At 64.3% G+C, this 26,881-nt stretch carries 27 protein-coding genes; 20 read left to right on the top strand and 7 right to left on the bottom strand.

What is annotated here, in order from left to right:
• Window positions 1-14: 14 nt before the first annotated feature.
• The 10 genes from gspD to PC358_RS15610 are packed head-to-tail and all read left to right on the top strand — an operon-like array spanning window position 15 to window position 8,391.
• Window positions 15-1,772, top strand: a complete 1,758-nt coding sequence (gene gspD, locus PC358_RS15655) for a type II secretion system secretin GspD (protein ID WP_033700988.1) — start codon at window positions 15-17, stop codon at window positions 1,770-1,772.
• Entirely contained in the window at window positions 1,772-3,220 is a 1,449-nt protein-coding gene (locus PC358_RS15650) for a GspE/PulE family protein (RefSeq protein WP_033700986.1), read from the top strand. The genes gspD and PC358_RS15650 overlap by 1 nt, the downstream gene beginning before the upstream one ends.
• A 3-nt stretch (window positions 3,221-3,223) precedes the next feature.
• Window positions 3,224-4,426, top strand: coding sequence for a type II secretion system inner membrane protein GspF (gspF, locus tag PC358_RS15645; RefSeq protein ID WP_033700984.1), 1,203 nt, complete (start codon window positions 3,224-3,226; stop codon window positions 4,424-4,426).
• Between the two features lie 17 nt (window positions 4,427-4,443).
• Entirely contained in the window at window positions 4,444-4,878 is a 435-nt protein-coding gene (gene gspG / locus PC358_RS15640) for a type II secretion system major pseudopilin GspG (protein ID WP_033700983.1), read from the top strand.
• A gap of 2 nt (window positions 4,879-4,880) precedes the next feature.
• Window positions 4,881-5,318 carry a type II secretion system minor pseudopilin GspH gene (gene gspH / locus PC358_RS15635; protein ID WP_033700982.1) on the top strand — a complete coding sequence of 146 codons (438 nt, stop codon included), beginning with the start codon at window positions 4,881-4,883 and terminating at the stop codon, window positions 5,316-5,318.
• Window positions 5,315-5,683 carry a type II secretion system protein GspI gene (locus tag PC358_RS15630; RefSeq protein WP_033700981.1) on the top strand — a complete coding sequence of 123 codons (369 nt, stop codon included), beginning with the start codon at window positions 5,315-5,317 and terminating at the stop codon, window positions 5,681-5,683. The genes gspH and PC358_RS15630 overlap by 4 nt, the downstream gene beginning before the upstream one ends.
• Window positions 5,680-6,270 (top strand): type II secretion system protein, encoded by a 591-nt coding sequence (locus PC358_RS15625; protein ID WP_033700980.1) that lies wholly within the window; start codon window positions 5,680-5,682, stop codon window positions 6,268-6,270. Before PC358_RS15630 ends, PC358_RS15625 begins: the two co-directional genes overlap by 4 nt.
• The gene (locus tag PC358_RS15620; protein WP_033700977.1) at window positions 6,267-7,352 is read left to right on the top strand and encodes a GspL/Epsl periplasmic domain-containing protein; all 1,086 of its coding nucleotides are present in this window, start codon (window positions 6,267-6,269) and stop codon (window positions 7,350-7,352) included. Before PC358_RS15625 ends, PC358_RS15620 begins: the two co-directional genes overlap by 4 nt.
• The gene (gspM, locus tag PC358_RS15615) at window positions 7,349-7,735 is read left to right on the top strand and encodes a type II secretion system protein GspM (RefSeq protein ID WP_033700976.1); all 387 of its coding nucleotides are present in this window, start codon (window positions 7,349-7,351) and stop codon (window positions 7,733-7,735) included. The genes PC358_RS15620 and gspM overlap by 4 nt, the downstream gene beginning before the upstream one ends.
• The gene (locus PC358_RS15610; RefSeq protein WP_033700974.1) at window positions 7,732-8,391 is read left to right on the top strand and encodes a general secretion pathway protein GspN; all 660 of its coding nucleotides are present in this window, start codon (window positions 7,732-7,734) and stop codon (window positions 8,389-8,391) included. Before gspM ends, PC358_RS15610 begins: the two co-directional genes overlap by 4 nt.
• A gap of 122 nt (window positions 8,392-8,513) precedes the next feature.
• Here the strand turns inward: PC358_RS15610 and PC358_RS15605 are convergent, their stop codons facing one another.
• The 4 genes from PC358_RS15605 to PC358_RS15590 form a co-directional block, all read right to left on the bottom strand.
• Window positions 8,514-13,040, bottom strand: a complete 4,527-nt coding sequence (locus PC358_RS15605) for a hemagglutinin repeat-containing protein (RefSeq protein ID WP_033700973.1) — start codon at window positions 13,038-13,040, stop codon at window positions 8,514-8,516.
• A 27-nt stretch (window positions 13,041-13,067) separates the two neighbouring features.
• On the bottom strand, window positions 13,068-14,747 hold the full coding sequence (locus PC358_RS15600; protein WP_033700972.1) for a ShlB/FhaC/HecB family hemolysin secretion/activation protein: 1,680 nt from the start codon (window positions 14,745-14,747) through the stop codon (window positions 13,068-13,070).
• A 161-nt stretch (window positions 14,748-14,908) separates the two neighbouring features.
• Window positions 14,909-15,463 carry a L,D-transpeptidase family protein gene (locus tag PC358_RS15595; protein WP_033700971.1) on the bottom strand — a complete coding sequence of 185 codons (555 nt, stop codon included), beginning with the start codon at window positions 15,461-15,463 and terminating at the stop codon, window positions 14,909-14,911.
• A 21-nt stretch (window positions 15,464-15,484) separates the two neighbouring features.
• The gene (locus PC358_RS15590) at window positions 15,485-16,036 is read right to left on the bottom strand and encodes an NUDIX hydrolase (RefSeq protein ID WP_033700970.1); all 552 of its coding nucleotides are present in this window, start codon (window positions 16,034-16,036) and stop codon (window positions 15,485-15,487) included.
• Between the two features lie 125 nt (window positions 16,037-16,161).
• On the opposite strand from PC358_RS15590, the gene PC358_RS15585 reads away from it, so the two are divergent.
• The 5 genes from PC358_RS15585 (at window position 16,162) to purT (ending at window position 19,347) form a co-directional block, all read left to right on the top strand.
• Entirely contained in the window at window positions 16,162-16,761 is a 600-nt protein-coding gene (locus PC358_RS15585; protein ID WP_033700969.1) for a CoA pyrophosphatase, read from the top strand.
• A gap of 57 nt (window positions 16,762-16,818) precedes the next feature.
• A complete protein-coding gene (locus PC358_RS15580; RefSeq protein WP_033700968.1) occupies window positions 16,819-17,343 on the top strand; it encodes a gamma carbonic anhydrase family protein in 525 nt (174 codons plus the stop codon).
• Entirely contained in the window at window positions 17,336-17,542 is a 207-nt protein-coding gene (locus tag PC358_RS15575; protein ID WP_033700967.1) for a DUF1289 domain-containing protein, read from the top strand. Before PC358_RS15580 ends, PC358_RS15575 begins: the two co-directional genes overlap by 8 nt.
• Window positions 17,543-17,621: 79 nt before the next feature.
• Window positions 17,622-18,089, top strand: a complete 468-nt coding sequence (locus PC358_RS15570) for a 7-cyano-7-deazaguanine/7-aminomethyl-7-deazaguanine transporter (RefSeq protein WP_033700966.1) — start codon at window positions 17,622-17,624, stop codon at window positions 18,087-18,089.
• A 76-nt stretch (window positions 18,090-18,165) separates the two neighbouring features.
• Window positions 18,166-19,347, top strand: a complete 1,182-nt coding sequence (purT, locus tag PC358_RS15565) for a formate-dependent phosphoribosylglycinamide formyltransferase (RefSeq protein WP_033700965.1) — start codon at window positions 18,166-18,168, stop codon at window positions 19,345-19,347.
• Window positions 19,348-19,385: 38 nt separating this feature from the next.
• Here the strand turns inward: purT and PC358_RS15560 are convergent, their stop codons facing one another.
• From PC358_RS15560 to PC358_RS15550, 3 genes are all read right to left on the bottom strand, one after another.
• Window positions 19,386-20,687, bottom strand: a complete 1,302-nt coding sequence (locus tag PC358_RS15560) for an MFS transporter (protein ID WP_033700964.1) — start codon at window positions 20,685-20,687, stop codon at window positions 19,386-19,388.
• Between the two features lie 278 nt (window positions 20,688-20,965).
• A complete protein-coding gene (locus PC358_RS15555) occupies window positions 20,966-22,171 on the bottom strand; it encodes a transporter associated domain-containing protein (protein WP_033700963.1) in 1,206 nt (401 codons plus the stop codon).
• A 9-nt stretch (window positions 22,172-22,180) separates the two neighbouring features.
• Entirely contained in the window at window positions 22,181-22,990 is an 810-nt protein-coding gene (locus PC358_RS15550) for a cytochrome C assembly family protein (RefSeq protein ID WP_033700961.1), read from the bottom strand.
• A 262-nt stretch (window positions 22,991-23,252) separates the two neighbouring features.
• Between PC358_RS15550 and ffh the strand changes: the two genes are divergently transcribed.
• The 5 genes from ffh (at window position 23,253) to rplS (ending at window position 26,808) form a co-directional block, all read left to right on the top strand.
• On the top strand, window positions 23,253-24,629 hold the full coding sequence (gene ffh, locus PC358_RS15545) for a signal recognition particle protein (protein ID WP_033700960.1): 1,377 nt from the start codon (window positions 23,253-23,255) through the stop codon (window positions 24,627-24,629).
• Window positions 24,630-24,864: 235 nt separating this feature from the next.
• Window positions 24,865-25,116, top strand: coding sequence for a 30S ribosomal protein S16 (gene rpsP / locus PC358_RS15540; protein ID WP_016501232.1), 252 nt, complete (start codon window positions 24,865-24,867; stop codon window positions 25,114-25,116).
• Between the two features lie 5 nt (window positions 25,117-25,121).
• Window positions 25,122-25,658, top strand: a complete 537-nt coding sequence (gene rimM, locus PC358_RS15535) for a ribosome maturation factor RimM (protein ID WP_033700959.1) — start codon at window positions 25,122-25,124, stop codon at window positions 25,656-25,658.
• 3 nt (window positions 25,659-25,661) lie between these two features.
• Window positions 25,662-26,414: a tRNA (guanosine(37)-N1)-methyltransferase TrmD gene (trmD, locus tag PC358_RS15530; protein ID WP_033700958.1), complete on the top strand. Its 753-nt coding sequence runs from the start codon at window positions 25,662-25,664 to the stop codon at window positions 26,412-26,414.
• 43 nt (window positions 26,415-26,457) lie between these two features.
• Window positions 26,458-26,808, top strand: a complete 351-nt coding sequence (gene rplS / locus PC358_RS15525) for a 50S ribosomal protein L19 (protein WP_008094487.1) — start codon at window positions 26,458-26,460, stop codon at window positions 26,806-26,808.
• Window positions 26,809-26,881 lie beyond the last annotated feature (73 nt).

Raw genomic sequence — 26,881 nt, 5'->3', positions numbered from 1 at the left:
CTGTTAAATACTGCATGGCGGCTGCACTGAGCCTGGCCTTGTCCGTGGGCCTGCCGGTTGCGAGCGCCGAGGAGCCGGTGTTCGATGACGACGGCACGCCGATGTACGAGGTGAACTTCGTCGACACCGAGCTGGGTGAATTCATCGACAGCGTGTCGCGCATCACCGGTACCACGTTCATCGTCGACCCGCGGGTCAAGGGCAAGGTCACCGTGCGCACCGTCGACCTGCACGACGCCGATGCCATCTATGACATCTTCCTCGCCCAACTGCGCGCCCAGGGCTACGCCACCGTCGACCTGCCCAATGGCAGCGTGAAGATCGTCCCCGACCAGGCGGCGCGCCTGGAACCGGTGCCGGTGGAGCCTGCCGGGCAGCAGGGCGAAGGCAGCGACAGCGTGGCTACCCGGGTATTCAATGTGCGCAACGCCGCTACCGAGCAGGTGCTTGGCATACTCAAGCCATTGATCGACCCACGGGTTGGGGTGATCACCCCGTACCCGGCGGCGCACCAGTTGGTCGTCACCGACTGGCGCAGCAACCTCGAACGCATCGCCAGCCTGCTGCGTCAGCTCGACCGCCCCAGCGAGACGGCGGGCAGCAGCAGTACCCAAGTCATCTACCTGCGGCACGCCACGGCCAGTGAAGTGGTCAAGGTGCTGCGCGGGCTCAGCCAGGAAGGCATGGCGCCGGCAGAAGGCGTGGCCGAGGGCGAAGCCAAGGACCGGCCGGTGATGGCCGCCCCCGGTGGCTCGGGCATTCGCCTGGAATACGAAGAGGGCACCAACGCTGTAGTCATGGTCGGCCCCGACAGCGAGCTGGCCGCCTACCGTGCCATCGTCGAGCAGCTGGATATCCGCCGTGCCCAGGTGGTGGTCGAGGCGATCATCGCCGAGGTGTCCGACAGCAGTGCCCAGGAGCTGGGTGTGCAGTGGCTGTTCGCCGACGAGAAGTTCGGTGCCGGTATCGTCAACTTCGGCAGCAACGGGGTGAACATCGCCAACATCGCCGGTGCTGCCGCCGGCGAAGACACCGAGGCACTGGGCAAGCTGTTGTCTGCCACCGCCGGGGCCACTGCCGGCATCGGCCACTTCGGCGGCGGTTTCAACTTCGCCATGCTGGTCAATGCGCTCAAGGGCAAGAGCGGCTTCAACTTGCTGTCCACGCCAACCTTGCTGACCCTGGACAACGCCGAGGCGTCGATCCTGGTTGGCCAGGAAGTGCCCTTCGTCACCGGCTCGGTGACGCAGAACAACGCCAACCCTTACCAGACCATCGAGCGCAAGGAGGTCGGGGTCAAGCTGCGGATCAAACCGCAGATCAACATCGACAACAGCGTGCGCCTGGACATCGTCCAGGAGGTCTCGTCGATTGCCGACTCCAGCGCTGCCAGTGATGTGATCACCAACAAGCGTGAGATCAAGACCAAGGTCATGGTCGAAGACAACGGCCTGGTGATTCTGGGCGGCCTGATCAGCGACGAGCTGAGTACCAGCAACCAGCGCGTACCGCTGCTGGGTGACATCCCCTACCTGGGCCGCCTGTTCCGCTCCGACGCCAGCAAGAACACCAAACAGAACCTGATGGTCTTCATTCGCCCGCGCATCCTGCGCGATGGGCCGAGCCTGGCCGGGCTCAGCGAAGGCAAGTACCGCACCCTGCAGCAGACCACCCCGCTGCAGCTGCCGGACCTTGCCGGTGCTGAAGGCGCCACGCCGCTGCTGCAGGTGTTCCCCGCCAGCCGGGCGCGCCTGGACGGCGGTAACTGGTGATGCTGCCCTATCGGCTGGCACGCCAGGCAGGCCTGGCCATGACCCCCGCGCAAGGCGGCTGGCAATTGTGGCTGCGCCGCGACGCCGACAGCGAGGTGTTGCAGGAGCTGCTGCGGGTGCATGGCCAGCCCAGTGCGCTGGCCTACCTGGAGCCCGCAGCATTCGACGAACAACTGGCACAGCTGTATCAGGGCGGCGATGCGGCCACCGCAGCGCTGATCGAAGGTATCGGCGACCAGGTCGACCTGGACAGCCTGATGAGCGAGATGCCGCGTATCGAGGACTTGCTCGAAAGCGATGACGAGGCGCCGGTGATCCGCCTGATAAACGGGCTGTTCGGCCAGGCCTTGCGCCTGCGTGCCTCGGATATCCATATCGAGACCTTCGAACAGAGCCTGGTGGTGCGCCTGCGGGTCGACGGCCACCTGCGCGAGGTGCTGCGCCCGCCGCGGGCGCTGTCGGCGATGCTGGTGTCACGCATCAAGGTCATGGCGCGGCTGGACATCGCCGAGAAACGCCAACCCCAGGATGGCCGCATCACCTTGCGGGCGGCAGGGCGCGAGGTCGATGTGCGGGTCTCGACGCTGCCGGGCATTCACGGTGAACGGGTGGTGATGCGTGTGCTCGACAAGCAGGCCAGCCTGCTGGCGCTGGACAACCTGGGCATGCCGGCCGCCGTGCTGCACGGCCTGCGCAGTTGCCTGGCGCGGCCCAATGGCATCGTGCTGTCCACCGGCCCCACCGGTTCGGGCAAGACCACCACGCTGTACGCCAGCCTCAACAGCCTCAACGATGGCAGCCGCAACATCCTCACCGTCGAAGACCCGGTGGAGTACGCCATCGCCGGCATCGGCCAGACGGCCATCAACCCACGCGCCGGGCTGACCTTTGCCAGTGGCCTGCGCGCCATCCTGCGCCAGGACCCGGATGTGATCATGCTCGGCGAAATCCGTGACCAGGAAACCGCGCAGATTGCCGTGCAAGCCAGCCTCACCGGCCACCTGGTGCTCTCGACCCTGCACACCAACAGTGCGGTGGGGGCGGTGACCCGCCTGCGTGACATGGGCATCGAACCCTTTCTGATCGCGTCGTGCCTGCGCGGTGTGCTGGCGCAGCGCCTGGTGCGGCGGCTGTGCCAGTGTGCGGTGGCGCAGCCGCTGCAAACCGCCGAACGTGACTTGTGGCCCGAGCTATGTGCGCTGGGCAGCAGTTACCACGCCGTCGGTTGCGAGCAGTGCCAGGGCAGTGGCTATGTCGGGCGCCTGGGCCTGTACGAGTTCATCGAGCTGGACGCCGGCCTGATCGCGCTGCTGTACGACGGCGCCAGTGAGCAAGCCATGCAGGATTACCTGGCCGACCGTCGGCGCAGCCTGGTAGCCATGGCCAGCGATTGCCTGGCGCGTGGCGAGACCAGCCTGGCCGAAGTGCTGCGCGTGGTGCAGGGCTGAGCCATGCCGACCTATCGTTATCAAGCCGTCGACCTGGCCGGCAAGACCCACAAGGCCAGCCTGCAGGCCGACAGCGAGCGCCATGCGCGCCAGCTGTTGCGTGACCAGGGCCTGTTCGCCCGCCAGTTGCAGCGCCACGAGGCAGGCGTGCGCCAACCCCGCCACCAGCGCCTGAGCCGTGCGCAACTGTGCGAACTGACCCGCCAGCTGGCGACCTTGACGGGCGCGGGCATCCCCTTGGTCGACGCCCTGGCCACCCTCGAGCGGCAATTGCGCCAGCCTGCCTTGCACAGCGTGCTGGTGGCCTTGCGCGGTTCGCTCGCTGAAGGCCTGGGGCTGGCGCGCAGCCTGGCCCGCCAGGGGGCGCCGTTCAGCGGCCTGTACTGTGCGCTGGTCGAGGCCGGTGAGCGCTCCGGGCGCCTGGCCCAGGTGCTCACGCGCCTGGCCGATCACCTGGAGCAGGTGCAACGCCAGCAGCACAAGGCGCGTACTGCATTGATCTACCCCTGTGTGCTGATGGGGGTGTCGCTTGCCGTGGTGATCGGCCTGATGACCTTCGTGGTGCCCAAGCTCACCGAGCAGTTTGCCCACGCGGGGCAGAGCCTGCCGTTGATAACCGCCTTGCTGATCGGCTTGAGCCAGGGGCTGGTGCACGCCGGGCCCTGGTTGTTGGGCCTGGCGATGCTGCTGACGCTGCTCGGTGGCTGGCTGCTGCGCAAGCCGCACTGGTGCCTGCGCCGTGATGAGTTGCTGTTGCGCCTGCCGCGTGTGGGCGGCCTGTTGCAGGTGCTGGAAAGCGCGCGGCTGGCACGTAGCCTGGCGATTCTCAGCAGCAGCGGCGTGGCCCTGCTCGAAGCCCTGCAGGTGGCCACCGAGACAGTTTCCAACCGGCGCATCCGCCTGGCCATGGAGCAGGTGCGCCAGCAGGTGCAGGGCGGCACCAGCCTGCACCGCGCGCTGGATGCCTGCCAACAGTTTCCGCCGTTGCTGGTGAACATGGTCGGCAGCGGCGAGGCCAGCGGCACCCTGGCCGACATGCTGGAACGGGTGGCAGACGACCAGGAGCGCGGCTTCGCCCGCCAGGTGGACACCGCCATGGCGCTTTTCGAACCGCTGATGATTCTGGTGATGGGCGCCGTGGTGCTGTTCATCGTGCTGGCGGTGCTGCTGCCGATCATGCAACTCAACCAGGGCCTGCAATTGTGAACACAAGGAGTACTTCCATGCAGCATCGTCGTAACCGTCAGCGTGGCTTCACCCTCATGGAGATCATGGTGGTGATCTTCATCATCGGCCTGTTGATCGCCGTGGTCGCACCCAGTGTGCTGGGCAACCAGGACAAGGCCATGCGGCAGAAGGTCATGGCAGACCTGGCCACACTCGAACAGGCGCTGGACATGTACCGGCTGGATAACCTGCGTTTTCCCAGTAACGAGCAAGGCTTGGCTGCGCTGGTGAAAAAGCCCGAGCAGGCGCCGCTGCCGCGTGCCTGGCGCAGCGATGGCTATGTGCGCCGCCTGCCGCAAGACCCATGGGGGACGCCGTACCAGTACCGCATGCCTGGCGAGCATGGGCGCGTTGATGTCTATTCGCTGGGTGCCGATGGTGTGCCTGGCGGCGAAGGGCAGGATGCCGACCTGGGTAACTGGGCGCTGTAAGGGTGCGCCGTGAACAAGGCTTCAGCCTGATCGAATTGCTGGTGGTGCTGGCCATCGCCGGGTTGATGACCAGCCTGGCCGTGGCCTGGCTCGACAGCGGCAAGACGAATGTCGACCAAGCCCTGCAACGCCTGGCGGCCGAAACCCGGACCCAGGCGGCCCTGGCCCGCCATGCCGGGCAGTTGCGCGGGTTGCGCTGGACTGGCCAGCGGCCGGAGTTTGTCCGCCGCGAGGGCGACGCCTGGGTGGTCGAGACCGTCGCGCTCGGCGACTGGCCCAAGGGCCTGCGCCCGGACTGGCCCGCCAGCGCGCAGCCGCATCTTCTGTTCACGCCGCAAGGCTGGGCTCAGCCGGGCTCGGTGCGCTGGCACTGGGCCAAAGGCAGCCAGCAATGGGCCTGGCGCCGCGATGGCAAGCTACAGCTGGCGCCACTGCCATGAAGCACCAGCAGCGCGGTTTCACTCTGCTGGAAGTGACCGTGGCCCTGGCGATTGCCGCCGTGCTGGCGGTGATCACCAGCCAGGTCCTGCGCCAGCGCCTGGCGGTGCAGGACAACCTGCAGCAGCACCGCCTTGGCCTGCTGTGCGCGCGCGAGCTGCAAGCCCGTTTCGTCGTCGAACAGTACTGGCCGACCAGCAACCAGGTGGGCGGCCAACTGAGCCAGGGCGGCCAGCTGTGCCATTGGCAGATGCAATTGCGCCGCACCGGCGTGCGTGACCTGCGCCGGGGCGAACTGCAGGTGTTCGGCGACCGCGACCAGCGGCTGCCGCTTGGCCAATTCAGTGTTTTTCTGGAGCGCCCATGAAGCGGCATCAGGCAGGCCTTACCCTGATCGAACTGATGGTCGCGCTGGCCCTGACCGCGCTGCTCGGCATCATGCTGGCGGCATTGGTCAACGGCTGGCTGAAGGTGCGTGAGCGGTTGCAGGTGAGCAGCCAGCAAACCTCGGTGCTGGATTTTTGCCTGGCGCTGGAGCGGCGCCTCGACAGCCCGGTGCTGCGCCGGGTGTACGAACAGCGTCTGCCCTTGGCCAGCCGCTGGTTCGATTGGCAACCCGCGAACGGCCAACTGCTGTGGGTGGCTGCCACCGGCCTGCCTGAAGTTGAAGGCGGGTCGCGCCTACAGCGCCAGCGCTTGCGCTTCGAGGCGCGCGAGCAGCGTGTGTTGCTGGAGAGTTCGGCCGACCTGTATGCCGCGACTGCTGCGCGCTGGGTGTTGCGCGAGCAACTTGAAGGGGTGAGCAAGGTGAACGTTTTGTATCACCAGGGCGGCCGCTGGCAACCCTGGCCTTCCGATCAACCGGCGCACCCCGGCCGTGGTGTGCGCCTGGAGCTGCAGCGTGATGGAGCACCGTATGTCTGCACTTTCGTTATTCCCTGGGGGCGTTCATGAAGGTTGATTGGCGTCGACGTTCGCCGGCCCGGCCTTGGCTGTTGTTGCGCCCAGGCAGCCCTTGGGACTGGCTGTTGGTCGAGGGCGGTATCGCGCAGCGCCAGGGGCAGGGCGAGCCCCCGGCGAACCTGCAGGCGCGGGTGGCGTTGATCGTGCCTGCCGAGCACTGCAGCCACTTCCAGTTGCCCGCACCGCCGGGGCTCAGGCGTGAAGAATGGCCATTGTTGCTTGAAGACCGCTTGCTGCAGAGCGCGGATGAGGTGGTGTGTGGATGTTTGGGCCGTGAAGCCGGGCAGGTGCGGCTACTGACCGTGGCACGTCAGCATCTGGAGGGCTGGCGCGGGCAGTGTGTGAAATGGGGGGTGTCGGTCGAGTGTTGCTGGGCTGAATTTCAGTTGCTGCCTGCTCCTGAACCGGGTGTGGCCTGGTGCTGGCAGAAGCCGGGCGGGTTCAGCTTGATGAAGGGGCTGAGCGAAGGCGCGGGCGAACGCTGGTTGGCCTGGCCTGATGTGCTGGGCGATGTGCGGGTCGAACCCTGGCCGCAACTGCGCAGGGTGCCGCTCGAGGGGCGCTGGCCCGACGAGTTGGCGCCGCTCGACAGCCTGCCAGGCCTGTTCGAGCAGCGACGACCTCGCACCTTTGTTGGCCCCTCGCGAGCGCAGCGTCAGCTGCTTGCCGCCTGCCTGCTGCTGGCCTGCACCTGGGGCGGCCTGTGGTTGGCCCAGCAATGGCGCCAGGTGCAGCTCTGGCAAGCCCAGGTGCTTGCCGTGACCGGCGAGCAGGCAGGGCCGCGGCAGGCGGCGCAGGCGCTCAAGCGCCTGCGCGAAGCCGAACTGCAACAGCAATTGCGTGTGCGTCAGTTGGCAGACTTGCAGGGGCGCTTGCAGGCCTGGTTGCAAGCGCATCCCGGCTGGCGCCTGCAAGCAGTGCGCTTCGACGGCCAGCGCTGGCATGTGCGCGTGGAGGGGGAGGGGGCCGCACCGCCCTGGGGCGAGATGGCCAGTGCTGTTGGGGCACAGGTGCAAGTGAACGGGGATGCATCGTCGACCCGTGTGGTTTTCGACCTGGAGGTGGCGACATGAACCGGGACTGGGTACAGCGCCATCGCCTGGCACTGGCCGGGGGGCTGATTGCGCTGCTGTCGAGCGTGCTGGTTGTACGCGAAGGATTGGCGCAATGGCACGTGCTTGGCCAATGGCGGGGGTTGGCGCAGACGGCGGCAGATTTGCAGGGGGGCGCGCCGCTGAGCTTGGAGCGTCTGCACCAGTCGGCGCAAGCGCGGCGCATCGAGTTGCAGGAGGTGGTCGCACAGGGTGAGACCTGGCACATGCAGGGGCAGGTGGCCGATGAGCAGGCCCTGCTGGGCTGGGTCGTTTCGCTGCAGAGCGAGGGCGCGCAACCGTTGCAGTGGGGGTTGGAGCAAGCCCCCAACGGCCTGCGTTTTGACCTGGTGCTGCGGCCATGAGCCGGGGCGGCGTGGCGTGGCTGCTGTGGGTGTTTGTCCTGACCTTGCTGGTAGAGCTGCCGGCCAGTTGGCTGGTGCGTGGGTTCGGCCTGCCGGCAACGGGAGTGAGCGGCAGCTTGTGGCAGGGGCAGGCGACACAGCTTGGGCCGTTCGGGCCATTGCAGTGGGCCGTGCAGCCTTGGCGTTTGCAGGGCCAAGGGGCATTGGGCTTTCAGGGGCAGGCCTGGCAGGTGCGGGTTGAAGGCTGGCCTTGGCGTTGGCGCCTTGACGTTCAGCCCACAGCGGCGCAGGTGACTGTGCCTGCGGCCTATCGCCTGGTTGGGCAATGGCAGGGTACGCTGCGGGTGCATGGTGCGGGGCGGCGATGCCAGGCTGCCGAGGGGCGTATCAGTGTCACGGACCTGGCGCTGAGTGAGCCCTGGTCGTTGGGCTTAGGGCAGGGATGGCTCGAGGTGCAGTGCCGAGGTGGTTGGCATGTGCTGGGGCAGTTGGCGCAGCAGGGGCAGCATCAGTTGCAGGTGGATGCGGACCTGCTGGGGCGACAGGCCCAGGTCACCCTCGCGCTGCAGCCCGATGCCGCCCTGACGCCGCTGCTGCGCGGTGCGCAATGGCTGGGGCCAGAGGCGACAGCGGGGCAGCGGCTGATCAGGTGGTAATCACTTGAGTGAGGTTGCGGCCATTGATAGATCGCTAACTTATTGATTTGTAAGGTTGATCTGTGGGAGCGGCCAAGTCACCACGTCATGGGTGGGTTCATGAAAGCGTCGACGGGCAACGGTTACTGCGCCTTGCCTTGCACGCTCGATACCCACTGCTCGCTGCGGTTGTGCCCGCTGGTGCGCAATAGGCCCAGGTCAAGCGCATTCTCCCCGTCTGCAGCGCCCTTGCCCTTGGTGAATTCGGCCACCGCAGTGCCCAGGTCCACCGGCGAGTTGGACGCATCGATCGACACATCGCGGCGGTAGTCGCTGCCATTCAGGGTTTCACGGGTAACGGCATTGGCGTTCAGCTCGACAGCGCCTTTGCCCGATTGCAGCCTGGCGCCCACCAGGCGGGCATCGCCACCGACCTTGAGGTCAAGCCCTTCACTGCCCTTGAGCGTGGCCTGCCTGGTCACGGTGTCGCGCTGTTGGTGTGAGACCTCCAGGCGCAAAGTCGGGGAAAAACCAGGATCGGCTTTGCTCAAGGCAGCGCCGGCTTTTTTGCCGATTTTGTCACTCAGCGGCCCAGCCAGCGCGTTGGCGGCGTTGGTGTAGCCCTGCGGGTTCTTCTCCTGGCTCAGGCGCAGGTCGCCTTTCACGCTCAAGCTGTCGACGCGGTCCTTGCGGCTGGCAACACGCAGGTCGCCGCCAACATCACCGGTAATGCGCCCGGCTTCCAGGCTGGCACCTTCGATGCGCGTGTCGCCACGGCTTTGCCACTGGATTTTTTCGGCGCGCAGTTGGCTGGCGTTCCACGTGTGGTTGTCACGCTTGTCCAGCGCTACCTGGGCGCGGCCATGCAGGCCGAGGGTATCGGTAGCGCCCTTGGCCATGTTGAAGCCGGCCCCGGCCGTGATGTCGAGGTTGTCGCGTTGCTCGCGGTCGCTCGAAGCTTCGATCAGCATGCCGCCGCCTGCGGCGTTGAGCTCGATTTGTTCGGCCGAGGCTTGCAGGCCCTCAAGGTGCAAGGCAATGTCCTCCCGGGCACGGCTGCTGAGGGTGAGCTTGCCCGCGCTTTCGAAGCTGGCATTGACGGCCTGGCTGGCGTCTTCGTTCTGCTTGCCATGCTTGAAGTGACCGCCGACAGCGCCACCCTTGGTCGCGCCAGTCTTGACTGCCAGTTCCAGGCCGCCACCCAGGCTGCCGCCCTTGGCCTGCTGGGTATTGCTGGCCGCAGTGACCTGCAAACGGCCACCACTTTCCAGCAAGGTATCGCCGACCTTGGCTTCACGGCTGCCGATACGCGTGCCTTCCAATACAAGGTCTGCCTCACTGCTCAGATGCACAGCGCCCTTGGCATCGATCTGCGCCACCTGCGCCTTGGTCTGCGCGCTGTTCTGCTGGTTGTGATCCAGGTAGCCACGGGTGTCGACGCCGGTGCTGCCGGGGCGGTTGCCGACCTTGGCCCAGGCATTACCGTCAAGCTGCTTTGAGGCCTGGCTGTTACGGTCAGTGGCCTGCGGTAACGACAGCGTGCCGCCGCTACGCATCACCACATCGCCGTCGCCACCGTCGATGCGCGTGCCCTCGTACTTGCCATCGCTGCCCAACTGCACCTGGATACCCTGTTGGCCATAGAGGCTGCCGGGCACGGCGGTACTGGCCAGGTCGTGTTTATCCAGCGAGCCGCCTTTACCGGCAATGCGTACATTGAGATCGTTACCGGTGCTGGTGTCTACGCGGGCATCGCCGCCATAGGCCAGGCGCTGCACGGTATCGGCCTGGGTGTTTTCGGCGGCGCTCAGGTGGTGCTGCGTGGCATCGATCAAGAGCTTGCCGGCGTTGGCCTTCCACGCGGTGCCCTGGTCATCGATGATATCGGCCTTGACCTCGACTGCAGCCCCCGACAGCTCACTCACCTGGGCAAAGCCGCGGCGTTGGTTTTCCAGGCGCTTGAGGTGGTCTATGGTCATGTCGGCACCGGCGCTTGGCGCCACCATCGCGTCTTCAGGCGAGCCCTGCTGGAAGCGCGCCGCCTCTTCGCCCAGCACCAGCCGTTCGATGGGGCGGGTCAGGTCACGGTATTCGACGCTGGCGCCCAGGCTGCCTGCCCCGTTATTGGTGACGCTTTCACGCGCTAGGGTATTTTGCACGGCACGGTTCTCGATGTGCTTGGCGGTTACGTTCAGTTGCTGGCCGGCTTCGACGCGCGCGGCTTCGGTAAGCAAACGCTCGGCGTCCAGCTTCACGTCCCGACTGGCCTGCAACTCGCTGCGTTGGACGGTGCTGTCGCGTTCGAGCTGGCTTTGGGTGTTGTGATGGCCTGCGAAAGCGCTGCCCAGTCGATCGATACCCCCTGTCACGTTCAAGCTGCCTCCACTCTGGCTGTCGTTGCTGACGGACTCGCGTTCATTGCGGGTTGCGCCAAGGCTGACCTGTTTGGCGGCCACAGTGAGGTCGCCCGCGCTTGCCACGACCTTGGAGCCATTGACCTGCAGGTGGGCATCGCTTTGCAGATCGACCGAAGCGCCTTTCAGTTCGCTGGCGACCTGCATTGTTTCCTGGACCTTGCCCGTCGTGTTGGCGACCTGGTAGCCCACGCTGGCTTCGTACTGGCGTGATTGCGGTTTGCCGTCCTGTGCCTCCTGGGTCTGCCGGGCGCCGGCACTGAAGCCGCGTTGCTGTTGATCGGTTTGTGTTTCGCTGCGCGACTGCGCGCTGTCGATCGTCAGGTCGCCCTTGGCCTGCACCTGCAGGTGCTTGCCGGCTTCGATTTTTGCCCCGTGGATGCGCAGTTCCTCGGCGCTGGCCAGGCGCAGGTTGCTGCTGGACGAAACGTCGCTGAGCAGTACCTGGTCCTTGCGTGTGGTGTCCTTGCGATCGCTGCCGATCAGGCCGAACAGTTTGCTGTTGCTCTGATGGTCAGTCGACGTGCTGCTGCCGTGGTCGGCCTCGATCGCCAGCAGGCCCTTTTCGCTGTACAGCACCGAATCTTCCTTGCCGTGCACCTTGCTACCTTTGATGGTGACCTGGTCAGCCGTCATGTTCAGCTTGCCGTCTGCCGTCACACTGCTGCCAACCACCGTCTGCCCTTGCGTGTCATTACCCTTGCGATCACCGAAGAAAGTCCCGGAGACCAGGTCGCCGCGGTAGTTGCGCTGTGTGCCGCTGTTCTGCAATGCAGTGGTGCCGATCTCGACTTGCCGCGCCTTGATCTGCATGTCGCTGTTGCTGTGCAGCGTGCTGCCTTGAACCGTGAGGGTATCGGCCGCAGTGAGGGCCATGCGCTCGGCATTCAACGTGCTGCCCTGGGCTGTTTCCCGGGTTTGCTCGGTGTCGCGGTCACCGCGCCACAAGTCTTTGCGGTGACGTACCTGTTCTTTGATGTGCTGGCTGTCGATGCCTGCCACGATGTCCAGTTTGCCGGCACTGTCGACGTTCAATTCGCCGCCCGCCTTCACGTCGGCGGCTACCAGGCGCATGTCAGCGCCCGATTGCAGCGTTACGCTGTCTTGGCCGTGCAACTGCGTGCCGTGCTGCTGGTTTTGGGTGGTGGTGCGCTCGCGGTTGTAGGTTTCGCGGGTGACGAAGAGAAACTTCTTCTTCCAGTTTTCGCGGTCGTGTTCGGTGTTTGCCAGGCTGTCGGCATCCAGGGTGAGTTTCTGGCCGGCCTTGACCACCACCTGTTGCGCCTGCCCTTCGACAGCCCGCAGGGTCAGGTCATGCGCGGCGCTGAGATTCAATGCGCCCCGTTCGCTGTGCAGTTCGCTGGGGTTGTCCGCCTTGCCGCTGACGTGCAGGTCGCCGGCCGAATGGATGTCGATACCGTCGCCGGCATGCACCTTTGCCGGCCCCATGCGCACCCCAGCGCCTTCAGCGGTGCTCAGCACACGGATACGCCCGGCACGCATGGCACCGAACAGCGTGGCATCGACACTGCCCTGTTCGCCGGGCAGGTGTTCGACCACCTGCCCGCTGGTGTGATCGATGCGGTTGCGGCCAACCGTGACGTTCAATTCATTGGCAGCCATGAGCAAGCCTTTGCTGTCTATTCGCGGCGCGATCAGGTCAAGGGCACCGGTGCTGTTGCTCTGGCCGTCGTCGAGTACCTGCAGGGAGCCACTGGCGTTGAGGGTGTCGAGGTATTTGAGTTGCTGGTCCTCGAATTCCGGGGTGCCGACCACGAAGCCTGCGCGGGTGGTGTTGATGAAGCTGCCGCCGTTGAGGGTGATGCCATTGGGGTTGGCCAGGATGTAGTCGGCCGGGCGGCCGAAGATTTCCTGCGGCCCCTCGATCAGCGAAGCGTTGCGGCTGATCACCTCATTGAGGATGGTCGAGGCGGCCTGGCCCTGGAACTGCGGGTTGGCCGCAAGGGCGCCGGCCAGTTGCGACTGGCCCGCCTGCGTGGCGTTGTTCAGCACTACGCCGGGGTTGCCGACGTTGTAATCGAGGAACTGGTTGTGCGACAGGCCGCTAGCGTTGGGTGCAACGATGTCGATGACCGGGACGCCATGGCCGTTGTTGATGAGTGGGGTGCCTGCAGGGCCGCTGGCAGCTTCCAGGCCGCCCGAGGCTTGCGCGGTGCTGGAGCCGAGCAGGGCGAGAAAAATGGCCCAACGCAAGGTATTGGGGTGGGTAGACGTCAGCTGCGAGAGTGTTTGCATGTTCTCGTTCTCTTTGTTGTGGGTGAATCAGATGTTCAGGTGCCACTCCAGTACCCAGAAGCCCGGCTCCAGAAGCGTGCGGGGCCGGTCGCTGGTGTACAGGGCGCGTTGATAATCGAGGCGCAGGCGACTGTCGGGCAGGCTCACTTCGATGCCGGCCGCAGCACCGGCCAGGCGCAGGACGGGGCTGTCGCTGGCGAGCTGGGTCCAGCCAAGGTCGAGGCCGACGTAGGGGCGCACTTGCAACGGTGCCGCCCAGGCGGGGCTCAGCGGGCGGCTCAAGGTGTTGCGCCAGGCCGCGCCAGTGGCGCCGGCGTAGGTGTGCAGGCGGAAGCCGCGTACCGCCGAGTCGTCGGTGGCCAGCAGTTGTTCGACGGCGGGCAGTGGGTCGGGGCTGTACTGCAGCCCGAGTTCGCTTTGCCAGCGCCAGGGCTGAGGCGCTGCGCCTTGGCGAAGGTGCAGGAGGGTGGCGCGGTATTTGACGAAATCGCTGCGCAGCCCGTTGCTGCGCATGGCCGGGTTGTCCTTGGACAGCCCCTCAAGGCCGTGGGCGACCCCCACATACCCGTTCCACAGCCCATTCTCGAGCCAGAGCCACTGCAGGCCGGCCTCGACGCTGGTGAGGGTAGGGCTCTGCAAGTCGACGACAACGCCGCCGGTGCGGTTGACCATCTGCTTGCGGTCCACCCGGGCACTGGCGCTGAGCATGCCCTGCTGATTGCGCCACAGCACACGCTCGGCGCTCACGCCCTGGAAGCGGCTGCGGCCACTGCTGGTCTGTTGCCCGTGCGGGATGGGGGCGTTGTAACGCAGTTGGCTGGCGTTGAAGGCGAATGTCCACGGACCGTAGGGGATACTGTAGTACACCGTGATGCCCGTGCTGGTGCCCGGCGCATCGAAGACGGTGCTGGCCAGCCACAGGCGCAGGTCGTCGTTTAGGCCCAGCGGGCTGTCCAGGCCGACCCCGAGGTTCAGGCGATGGCGGCCGGTCAGTTCACTGCCGCGGTTGTCCAGGCGGCCGTCCAGATGCCAGCGCGAGGCGACTTTGTGGGGCTGAACGCGCACGCGGGTGCCACCTTGCAGTTCGCCGGGGAGCAAGTCGGCACTCAAGTCGTAGGCACGCAGGCGGTTCAGCTGGTCGAGCCCTTGCTCCAGGTCCGGGAGGTACAGCGGCTGCCCCAGTACGCCAGGAAAAGCACCGCGCAAGGAAAGGGGCAGGTCGGCGCCCAGCTCGATCGACTCGACAAAACCTTCGCTGATGACGATATCCAGCGGGGCGTCATCTTCGGGGGGCTGGCGCAAGTAGGGGCGGCTGGTCGGGTAGCCGGCTTGGACATAGCGCTGGGTAATGGCCTTGAGCACGCGGTTGATATCGGCGATGCCCATGCAAGGTTGCATCAGCGGCACCACGGTCGCCTCCAGTGCTGTCCCCGACACGTGTCGATGGCCGGCCAGGCGCACGCCGCTCACCGCCCAGCAGTGGCTGTCGGCAGTCTGTGCACTCTGGCTGCGCTGATTACCTTGCGCAGCAGGCTCCCGTTGCCAGCGCTCAAGGCGTTGTTGCTGTTCCAGTTGCCGCAGCGTTTGCTGCTGATCGCGCAACTGTTGGCTGGCCAGGTCGTCGGCCAATGCCTGGGCGCAGGTCATCACCCCGGTCAGGCAGCAGACCAGCAGCCTGCAGGCAATGATGAGAATTCGGTACGGCATTCAAGCACCCCGCAGAGGACGTACGGATGTCGTATTCGTCTGCGTGGATGCTAAGAATTAAGTGATTGGCTTGGATGCAGTACCCTGCCTAAGCGGCTGTCAGGCGGGTTCTCGTTTAGGGTGCGAAAGCTCCTACAGGATGAGTCGGCATGCAGGACGTGTCAGGGACGAATCTCGATCAATGTACCGTCCTTGACCAGCTCCCAGACTTCCTGCATGTCGTGGTTGCGCATGGCGATGCAACCTTCGGTCCAGTCCAGTGTGTGGAAGTACCACTCGGGGTAGTCATCATTGACCGGTGTGCCGTGGATCATGATCATGCTGCCGGCACTCACGCCTTCGCGGGTGGCGCGTGCGGCATCTTTGATGTTGGGGTAGGAGATGTGCATGGCCAGGTTGAAGCGGTCGCTCTGCTTGCGCCAGTCCAGCCAATAGAGGCCCTCGGGGGTCTTGCGGTCACCTTCGCGTTCCTTCGCGCCCTTGGGCTGCTTGCCCAGGGAAATGCGGTAGGTCTTGAGCGGTTCGCCGCGGCTGATCAGTTGCAGGCGGCGCTCGGACTTGATCACCAGCACCTTGTCGATCAGCGGTTGCATGGCCTGCTGCGAGGGCGACGATGTTTGCGCTGCCGGCAGGGGCTTGCGCACGATGGTCTCGGTGAAGGCCGCCTGGGACACCGAGGTAACGCAAAGGCAGAAAAGGGCGAGCAACCAGCGCATGAAACGGTATCCCTGATGACGTTAGGTGGTAGACGTGACATTCATCGGTGGCAGGTACTCATGGCCTATGGGGTAGTGCTGCCCGATGCGGTCGCGATAGTAGCATTCTAGTGTGCGTGTGACGGTGCGGAAAGCCAGCGCGTCCCACGGTATCTCATGCTCCTCGAACAGCCGCACTTCCAGGCTCTCGATACCCACATCGAAGCGTAGGTCGGCCAGTTCGGCGCGGAAAAACACATGCACCTGGTTGATGTGCGGCAGGTCGAACAACTGGTACAGGTTCATGGGCCCGACCTGGGCGCAGGCTTCCTCGACGGTTTCACGACGGGCGGCCTGGTCGAGGGTCTCGCCGTTCTCCATGAACCCGGCCGGTAAGGTCCAGTAGCCACGGCGTGGCTCGATGGCGCGCCGGCACAGCAGCACCTGGCTACCCCAAGTGGGCAGGACCCCCGCCACGATGTTGGGGTTCTGGTAGTGAATGGTCTGGCAATACTCGCAGACATACCGCAGGCGGCTATCGCCCTCGGGTATCCGCTGAATGACCGGCTGGCCGCACGCGCTGCAGAATTTCATGCTTATCTTCCCTTATGACAGGGCTATCTTGGCGTGGCAGCCGGGCGGCCGCAAGCGCACAGGGCTTGGGTGCTTCTCGGCTTTGGTGCATCATGCAAGACAGGCCTTGGATACGAGAGTGCGCAATGCTGGACGAGCTACTTCGCCGAATGAGCAACCATGAACCCGCATCACTGGAAACCGACCGACGGTTTCCCGAAGCGGCGGTACTCTTGCCCATTACCCGCAGCGAAGCGCCCGAACTGGTCTTGACCCTGCGCGCCAAGGGCTTGTCGACCCACGGTGGCGAAGTCGCCTTCCCGGGTGGCCGGCGCGACCCTGAAGACCCGGACCTGGTGTTTACCGCCCTGCGCGAAGCCGAAGAAGAAATCGGCCTGCCCCCTGGGCTGGTGGAAGTGATTGGTCCGCTCAGCCCGCTGATCTCGCTGCACGGCCTGAAAGTGACGCCATTCGTCGGGCTTATTCCCGATTTCGTCGAGTATCGCGCCAACGATGCCGAGATCGCGGCAGTATTCACCGTACCGCTGGAATTCTTCCGCCAGGACCCGCGTGACCATACCCACCGTATCGATTACCAGGGCCGCAGTTGGTATGTGCCCAGTTACCGCTACGGTGAATACAAAATCTGGGGGTTGTCGGCGATCATGATCGTCGAGCTGGTCAACCTGCTGTATGACGCCGGCATCAGCCTGCATCAACCCCCGGAGCGTTACATCGAGATCTGAGCGGGGCCCACCCCGCCGTCTGCTACAAACCGCCGCCGTTTATCCTGAGGAGCGAGCATGAAATATCGCCTGGGCGACCTGCGGGTCGACAGCCACCCCACCAGCTGGATCGCGCCCAACGCCACCGTGATCGGCAATGTGCGCCTGCAGGCCCGTGCCAGCGTGTGGTTTGGCGCTGTATTGCGCGGTGACAACGAGCTGATCGACATCGGCGAGGACAGCAATGTCCAGGACGGCACCGTGATGCATACCGACATGGGTTCGCCGCTGACCCTGGGCAAGGGCGTGACGGTTGGCCATAACGCCATGCTGCATGGCTGCACGGTCGGCGATTACAGCTTGGTCGGCATCAATGCGGTGATCCTCAACGGAGCCCGCATCGGCAAGCACTGCATCATCGGCGCCAATGCGCTCATCCCCGAGGGCAAGGAGATCCCTGACGGTTCGCTGGTGATGGGCTCGCCGGGCAAGGTGGTGCGTGAACTGAGCGAGCAGCAGATGCGCATGATCGAGGCCGGTGCCGCGCACTATGTGCACAATGCCCAACGCTATGCGCGCGAGCTGGTAGCTGACGATGAGTGAGGTCATTGCCGTCGAGCGCCCGGTCGCTTCGCCTTGCGTCAGCATCTGCGCGCTGGACGAGCAGGATATCTGCACCGGCTGCCAGCGTACGGTGGCCGAAATCGGCCGCTGGGGGCGGATGGACAACACCGAGCGTCGCGCCGTACTGAAGCTGTGCCATGAGCGGGCGGTGGCCGCTGGGTTGATCATGGGGCAATGATTCGGCGCTGGCTGCCTCGCAGGTTTACCCGCGAAGCAGCCAGCGGTAATCTGTACGGCTTGCCCACAGATTACCCGCCATGTTCTATCTCATCGCCTATATCAGCAGCGTAGTGCTGATCAACTACGCCTTCTCCAGCGCCCCGCACCTGGACATCATCTGGTCCGCCTGGGGTGGCCTGGTGTTCATCCTGCGCGACATGGTGCAGACCCGCTTCGGGCATGGCGCCCTGGTCGCCATGCTGGTGGCCCTGGTGCTGTCCTACATCACCTCGGAGCCTGCCATCGCCCTGGCCAGCGCCACGGCGTTTTTCGTTTCCGAGCTGATCGACTGGCTGGTGTTCAGCATCACCCGTCGGCCCCTGCGTGACCGCCTGTGGCTGAGCTCGGCGTTGAGCATTCCGGTCGATACCTTCATTTTCTTCGGCATGATCGGCGCGCTGACCCCTGCCGTGATCGGCACGGCCATGGCCTCGAAGTTCGCCGGTGTCACCGCCGTGTGGCTGGCCATGGCATTTCGCGCCCGGCGGGCTGCCGCGGTCGGTTGATGGTGTAGAATACGGGTCCTTTTTCAGCGGGCGGCGCTTAGCCTGGCGCAGCCCCGGACGCCTTCGAGGACCTGAAATGACCCGTATCGGAACCCCATTGTCGCCCACCGCGACCCGTGTACTGCTCTGCGGCTGCGGTGAGCTGGGCAAGGAAGTGGTGATCGAGCTGCAGCGCCTGGGCGTCGAAGTGATCGCCGTGGACCGCTACGCCAACGCGCCGGCCATGCAGGTGGCGCACCGCAGCCATGTGGTCAACATGCTCGATGGCGTCGCCCTGCGCGCGGTGATCGAGGCCGAGAAACCGCACTACATCGTCCCCGAGATCGAAGCCATCGCCACCGCGACCCTGGTCGAACTGGAGAGCGAAGGTTTCACCGTGGTGCCCACCGCCCGTGCCACCCAGCTGACCATGAACCGCGAAGGCATCCGGCGCCTGGCTGCCGAAGAGCTGGACCTGCCGACCTCGCCGTACCACTTTGCCGATACCTACGAAGACTACGCCAAGGCCGTGGCCGATGTCGGCTACCCGTGCGTGGTCAAACCGGTGATGAGCTCATCGGGCAAGGGCCAGAGCCTGCTGCGCAGCGATGCCGACCTGCAGCAGTCCTGGGACTACGCCCAGGAAGGCGGGCGTGCCGGCAAGGGCCGGGTGATCATCGAGGGCTTCATCGACTTCGATTACGAAATTACCCTGCTGACCGTGCGTCATGTCGGCGGCACCACCTTCCTTGAGCCTGTCGGCCATCGTCAGGAGAAAGGTGACTATCAGGAATCGTGGCAGCCCCAAGCCATGAGCCCGAAGGCCCTTGCCGAGTCGCAGCGGGTGGCCAAGGCGGTCACCGATGCACTGGGCGGGCGTGGCCTGTTCGGCGTGGAGCTGTTCGTCAAAGGTGACCAGGTGTGGTTCAGCGAAGTGTCGCCGCGCCCGCACGACACTGGCCTGGTGACCTTGATCTCCCAGGACCTGTCGCAGTTCGCCTTGCACGCCCGCGCCATTCTCGGCCTGCCGATCCCGGTGGTGCGCCAGTTCGGGCCGTCGGCGTCGGCGGTGATTCTGCCGCAGGGGCAATCGCAGCAGACCAGCTTCGCCGACCTTGGTGCTGCGCTGAGCGAGCCGGATACGGCCATTCGCCTGTTCGGCAAGCCGGAAATCAACGGCCAGCGCCGCATGGGCGTGTGCCTGGCGCGTGACGAATCGATCGAAGCGGCGCGGGCCAAGGCGACCCGTGCTTCGCAGGCGGTCAAGGTCGAGTTCTGATCTGACATGGCTGGGGGCGCAAAGCGCCCCCAGCGTCTTCACAGTTCGGTATGCCGGGTCTCTTTAAGGCACAGCACAGCAATCAGACTGATCACCGCCGCCACCGAAACATACCCGCCCACCCAGCTCAAGCCGCCCATGCTCACTAGTTTCTGGGCAAAGAACGGCGCCGCCGAAGCCCCCACGATGCCACCCAGGTTATACGCCGCCGACGCGCCGGTGTAACGCACGTGGGTCGGGAACAGCTCGGGCAGCAGTGCCCCCATTGGCGCGAAGGTCACCCCCATCAGGAACAGCTCGATGGCCAGGAACAGCGCCACACCTGTGGTCGAGCCCGAGGTCAGCAGCGGTTCCATGGTAAAGCCCGAAGCCACCGCCAGCAGGCCACCGACGACCAATACCGGCTTGCGCCCGTAGCGGTCGCTGAGCCAGGCCGACAGCGGCGTGGCCAGGGCCATGAAGACTACCGCAAAGCACAGCAGGCCAAGGAACGTCTCGCGGCTGTAGCCCAGGGTGGTCACGCCATAGCTGAGCGAGAACACCGTCGAGATGTAGAACAGCGCGTAGCACACCACCATCGCCGCAGCACCCAGCAGGGTTGGCACCCAGTGCTTGGCGAACAAGTCGACCACCGGCATCTTCACGCGCTCATGCTGGGCAATGGCTTTGGCGAACACCGGGCTCTCTTCGAGCTTGAGGCGCACATACAGGCCCACCAGTACCAGGGCGGCGCTGAGCAGGAACGGAATGCGCCAGCCCCATTCACGGAATTGCTCGTCACTGAGCACCAGGGCCAGAGTCAGGAACAAGCCGTTGGCAGCCAAAAAGCCGATTGAAGGGCCCAGCTGCGGGAACATGCCGAACCAGGCACGCTTGCCCGGTGGTGCGTTTTCGGTCGCCAGCAGCGCCGCGCCGCCCCATTCGCCACCCAGGCCCAGGCCTTGGCCGAAGCGCAGCAGGCAAAGCAGGATCGGCGCCCACACGCCAATGCTGTCATAGCCGGGCAGCACGCCGATGGCGGTGGTGGAGACGCCCATCAACAGCAGCGACGCCACCAGGGTTGATTTGCGGCCGATACGGTCGCCAAAGTGGCCGAACAATGCCGAGCCCAGCGGGCGTGCGAGGAAGGCGATGCCGAAGGTAAGAAAGGCCGCGAGCATCTGCGCGGTGCCCGACCCGGAGGGGAAGAACACCGGGCCGATCACCAGCGCGGCGGCAGTGGCGTAAACGTAGAAGTCGTAGAACTCGATGGCAGTGCCAATGAAGCTGGCGGTGGCCACCCGCGCGGGCGAGTTGACCGGCGCGGCAGGCGCTTGGGCATAGGTGCTGCTGGTGGTCATTAAGTAGGTCCCTAACAGTCTGGTCGTGCGCCACGGGCTTGATCCGCGAGGGTGCGTGCTGCCTCAATGGGCAGGCACCGTTGCACGGACGCCGAAGCGTATTGTTCTTTTGCTCGCTCGACTGACGATAGCCCAGGGGGGGTAGGGGCGGGAGCGGGTACTGTTCGGGGTATTGAAACAGGGCCGCAGGGCGTGTCAGAGGAGCGGACTGGCCGTGGGCCGCCGGGTGCGGGTAGCAGGCGGGACGGCGGGGCTGGGTAAGCGTGACCCGAGTATAGCTAGCGGGTCACGGTCCACACCAGTACCTTGCTGGCGCAATTGTCCTCTGTTTCGAGGATTTCCAGGCGATATCGGCCGATCTTCAGGCAAACCGCACTTTCCGGGATGCTTTCCAGCGCTTCGGTGACCAACCCGTTGAGGGTTTTCGGCCCGCCATCGCAAGGCAGGTGCCAGCCCAGGGTGCGGTTGATCTCGCGCAGCGAGGCGGTGCCTTCGATGACGAAGGTGCCGTCGGCCTGGGGGTGTACATGCGGGTTGTCCAGCCCCTGTTCGTCTTCGAATTCGCCAACGATTTCTTCGAGGATGTCTTCCAGGGTGACGATGCCCAGCACTTCGCCGTATTCGTCCACCACGACGCCCAGGCGGCGTTGCTGCTTGTGAAAGTTCAGCAACTGCATCTGCAGGGGTGTGCTTTCCGGGACGAAGTAGGGTTCGTAGCAGGCGCCGTGCAGCTTCTCCAGGGTCAGCTCTGCCCTGGGCAGCAGGTGGCTGATCAGCTTGGTATTGAGGATCGCTTCAACCTGGTTGATATCGTTGTGATAGACCGGCAGCCGGGTGTGCCGGCTGACGATCAACTGCTCGATGATGCGTTCGATCGGCTCGTCCAGATTGATACCATCGACTTCGTTGCGCGGCACCAGGATGTCGTTGACGGTGACTTTGTCCAGCGACTGCAAACCATCGAGCAGCCCGTGGCGCACTGGCTCGTGCGCTTCGTCTTCGTCGAAGTCGTCATCTTGCTGTGGGTGCAGGGCCACCGCCGTAGGCTGCGCACGGAACGGGCGCAGGATCAGCTTGGCGCAACCATCGAGCAGGCAGGCCAGTGGCTGGAGGATAGCCAAAGGCACCTTCAGCAGGCTGGCACCCAGGCTGACGAACGCCTGTGGGTTACGCCGCGCCAGGCGCCGCGGCAGGAACTCGGCAAACACCAGCAGGGCCAGGGTGGCGCCCAGGCCGGCCAGCCAGAAACCGTGTTCGCCGCTGTAGCGCTGGCCGATCAGGCAGGCCAGGCCCAGTACCAGCAGCTTGCCCAGGCTGGCGCACAGCACCAGCGCCTGAGCGGGCAGGGGGGCTTGCCCGTCGTCGCCATTGCGCAGCGAGCCATTGAGTTGCAGGCGTGCGGCATCCACGGCGCTGAACAGCGCCGACCACAGCAGCGCCAGTGCCAGGGTGCCGAATAGCGGGGCGTACGGCAGGGTGTCCATGGGCGGCCGTCAGATATGCAAGATGAATTCGCGGACCAGCTTGCTGCCGAAATAGGCCAGCATCAGCAGGCAGAAACCGGCCAGCGTCCAGCGGATCGCTTTGTGGCCACGCCAACCCAGGCGGGTGCGGCCCCACAGCAGAACACTGAACACCACCCAGGCGACGCAGGCCAGCAAGGTCTTGTGCACCAGGTGCTGGGCGAACAGGTTGTCGAGGAACAGCCAGCCGGAAATCAGCGACAGCGAGAGCAGACACCAGCCGGCCCAGAGGAAGCCGAACAGCAGGCTTTCCATGGTTTGCAGCGGCGGGAAGTTGCGGATCAGCCCGGACGGGTGCTTGTTTTTCAACTGGCGGTCCTGCAGCAACAGCAGCAGCGACTGGAATACGGCAATGGTGAACAGGCCGTAGGCCAGGATCGACAGCAGGATATGCGCGAGGATGCCGGGCTCTTCGTTGATCAGCGGCACGGTGCCCGGTGGCGCGAACTGGGCCAATAGCGCCGTGACCGCACCCAGCGGGAACAGCAGCACCAGCAGGTTTTCCACCGGGATGCGCAGGCACGCCAGCAGGGTCAGGGTGATGACCGCCACGGCGATCAGGCTGGCGGCGCTGAAGAAGTCGAGGCTCAGGCCCAGCGGGGTGATCAGCTGGAAGAACAGGGCGCCGCTCTGGGCGATCACCGCAAGGGCACCGAGCAAGCCCAGCAGCCGTTTGTCGGACTTGCGGCCCTGGGCCAGGTGCGAACCCTGGTAGAGGGTCGCAGCTATATAAAGGCCGGCGGCGATCAGGTTGGGGATGAGGCTGGGTGAGGAGAACATAAGTCCTGGTTGGCGAGCCTTAAAGAGACGGAGTTTGGCATAGTGAGCTGCAAGCTGGAAGCCGTAAGCTACAAGCAAGGGCTGATGTGCAGGCTGGGCGCTTTTCCTTGTGGCTTGCAGCTTTGAGCTTGCCGCTCGGAAGCCAAGGTGTGCGCCGCCGTTGCACTTCGCTATAATCGCCGCCTTGCTGTGCCCTGGGGGTGTGCATTTCCCCCTCGGCGTCTGACAAACCTCGGCTTTTACTGGGCCAGAAAGGATCACCATGTTCGAAAACCTGACCGACCGCCTGTCACAGACGCTGCGCCATGTCACCGGCAAGGCCAAGCTGACTGAAGACAACATCAAGGACACGCTGCGCGAAGTACGCATGGCGTTGCTCGAGGCCGACGTTGCCTTGCCGGTGGTCAAGGATTTCGTCAACAGCGTCAAGGAGCGTGCGGTCGGTACCGAAGTGTCGCGCAGCCTGACCCCGGGCCAGGCCTTCGTGAAGATTGTCCAGGCCGAGCTGGAAAGCCTGATGGGCGCGGCCAACGAAGACCTCGCGCTGAACGCCGCACCACCGGCCGTGGTGCTGATGGCTGGCTTGCAGGGTGCGGGTAAGACCACCACCGCCGGCAAGCTCGCGCGCTTCCTCAAGGAGCGCAAGAAGAAGAGCGTGATGGTGGTGTCGGCCGACGTCTACCGCCCGGCGGCGATCAAGCAGCTGGAAACCCTGGCCAACGACATCGGCGTGACCTTCTTCCCGTCCGACATCAGCCAGAAGCCTGTCGCCATCGCTGAAGCGGCGATTCGCGAAGCCAAGCTCAAGTTCATCGACGTGGTCATCGTCGACACCGCCGGCCGTCTGCACATCGACGCCGACATGATGGACGAGATCAAGGCGCTGCATGCCGCGGTCAAGCCGGTCGAGACCTTGTTCGTGGTCGACGCCATGACCGGCCAGGACGCCGCCAACACCGCCAAGGCCTTTGGTGAAGCCCTGCCGCTGACCGGCGTGGTGCTGACCAAGGTCGACGGTGATGCCCGTGGCGGTGCCGCACTGTCGGTGCGGGCCATTACCGGCAAGCCGATCAAGTTCATCGGTATGGGTGAGAAGACCGAGGCCCTCGAGCCGTTCCACCCCGACCGCGTCGCGTCGCGCATCCTCGGCATGGGCGATGTACTCAGCCTGATCGAGCAGGCCGAGCAGACCATCGACAAGGCCAAGGCTGACAAGCTGGCCAAGAAGCTGAAGAAGGGCAAGGGCTTCGACCTCGAAGACTTCCGCGACCAGCTGCAGCAGATGAAGAACATGGGCGGCCTGGGCGGCCTGATGGACAAGCTGCCGAGCATTGGCGGGGTCAACCTGTCACAGATGGGCAACGCCCAGGGCGCGGCCGAGAAGCAGTTCAAGCAGATGGAAGCGATCATCAACTCCATGACCCCGGCCGAGCGCCGTGACCCTGAACTGCTCAGCGGTTCGCGCAAGCGCCGCATCGCCATCGGCTCCGGCACCCAGGTGCAGGACGTCGGCCGGCTGATCAAGCAGCACAAGCAGATGCAGAAGATGATGAAGAAATTCTCTGCCAAGGGCGGCATGGCCAAGATGATGCGCGGCTTGGGCGGCATGATGCCTGGCGGCGGCATGCCCAAGCTGTAAAACCGATTCAGGCCAGTGGCGGCAAGCCCGCCGCTGGCCGGAACCCGCTTCGGCGGGAACACTGTCGCCTCATGAGCAGGCGGCTAAATAGCAGATCAGCAGGCTGGCCTTTTTACTTGAAGTAAAAAGGCATTTGCAAATGTCCGGATATTCCTTGAGAATGTGCGGCCTTTCGGGCACCCGTGTGCCCGCTGTGCATCATGATTTGCAGCACCGACTACAGGAACGATGTTCAATGCTTACCATTCGTCTTGCCCGTGGCGGCTCCAAAAAGCGCCCGTTTTACCAACTGACCGTAACCGACTCGCGTAACCCGCGTGACGGCTCCCACATCGAACAGGTTGGCTTCTTCAACCCGATCGCTCGTGGTCAGGAAGTTCGTCTGTCCGTTAAACAAGACCGCGTTGCTCACTGGCTGAGCATCGGCGCACAGCCGTCTGAGCGTGTTGCTCAGCTGCTGAAGGAAGCTGCCAAGGCTGCTGCCTGAACTGTATGAACGCGACGCCAGAAAAGGCTGACGACCTCATCGTCGTTGGCAAGATTTTTTCGGTTCACGGCGTTCGCGGCGAGGTGAAGGTGTATTCCTTTACCGATCCGATTGAAAACCTGTTGGATTACCGTAACTGGACGCTTCGGCGCGAAGGGTCGGTCAAGCAGGTAGAGCTGGTCAGTGGCCGTTCCAATAAAAAGGAGCTGGTCGCCAAGCTCAAAGGGCTCGACGATCGTGACGAAGCGCGTCTTCTGAGCGGTTACGAGATTTGCATCTCGCGCAGCCTTTTGCCCAACCTGACGGACGACGAGTACTACTGGTACCAGTTGGTCGGCCTGAAAGTCATCAACCAGGACGAACAGCTGTTCGGCACGGTTGATCACCTGTTGGAGACCGGCGCGAACGATGTAGTGGTGGTCAAGCCTTGCGCAGGCAGCCTGGATGACCGTGAGCGCTTGTTGCCCTATACGGCGCAATGTGTGCTGGCAGTCGACCTTGAAGCCGGTGTGATGCGGGTCGAATGGGACGCGGATTTCTAACTGATGGGTAACCTTCGCGTAGAAGTCATCACGTTGTTCCCCGAGATGTTCTCGGCCATTACGGAGTACGGCATTACCAGCCGCGCGGTGAAGCAGGGCTTGTTGCAAGTCACTTGCTGGAATCCGCGGGACTACACCAGTGATCGCCACCACACGGTGGATGATCGGCCTTTTGGCGGTGGTCCGGGGATGGTGATGAAGATCAAGCCTCTGGAAGATGCACTGGCCAGTGCCAGGCAAGCGACCGGAGCAGCGGCAAAGGTGATCTACCTTTCGCCACAAGGCCGCAAGCTGGATCAGCAAGCGGTCAAAGGCTTGGCCGAACAGGAATCTCTGATCCTGATCGCCGGCCGTTATGAAGGCATTGACGAGCGTTTTATTGATGCTCATGTCGATGAAGAGTGGTCGATTGGTGACTATGTGCTTTCCGGTGGTGAGCTACCGGCCATGGTACTGATCGATGCGGTTACGCGGCTGCTGCCCGGAGCTTTAGGGCATGTAGGCTCGGCGGAGGAAGATTCCTTCACCGATGGCTTGCTGGATTGCCCGCACTACACCCGACCTGAGGTGTATGCGGATCAGCGTGTACCCGACGTGTTGCTAAGTGGCAACCATGCACATATCCGGCGATGGCGGATGAAGCAGTCCCTTGGTAGGACCTTCGAACGACGCGCCGATCTTCTGGAAAGTCGCTCACTTTCTGGAGAAGAGAAAAAGCTGCTCGAGGAATACCTCCGCGAGCGGAACGATAGTTAACGTATCGATGGTGGATCACGTTTGTCCACCTTAGGAGCACAGCATGACTAACAAAATCATCCAGCAGCTCGAAGCAGAGCAGATGAGCAAGGAAATCCCGACCTTCGCACCAGGCGACACCATTGTCGTCCAGGTTAAAGTGAAGGAAGGTGAGCGTTCCCGTCTGCAGGCGTTCGAAGGCGTTGTTATCGCCAAGCGTAACCGTGGTCTGAACAGCGCCTTCACCGTGCGCAAGATCTCGAGCGGCGTTGGTGTTGAGCGTACCTTCCAGACCTACAGCCCGCAAATCGACAGCCTGGCCGTGAAACGTCGTGGTGACGTGCGTAAAGCCAAGCTGTACTACCTGCGCGACCTGTCCGGCAAAGCCGCTCGCATCAAGGAAAAACTGTCCTGAGTACAGTTTGCCCGGTGGCCATGGCCGCCTAGCGAGAAAAAAAGCAGCCTTCGGGCTGCTTTTTTGCGTTTTG

The organism is Pseudomonas capeferrum, assembly GCF_000731675.1.
GTDB classification, from domain to species: Bacteria; Pseudomonadota; Gammaproteobacteria; order Pseudomonadales; family Pseudomonadaceae; genus Aquipseudomonas; species Aquipseudomonas capeferrum.
Note: the sequence above shows the minus strand (reverse complement) of the source record. Positions and strands in the feature narration are given on the sequence as shown.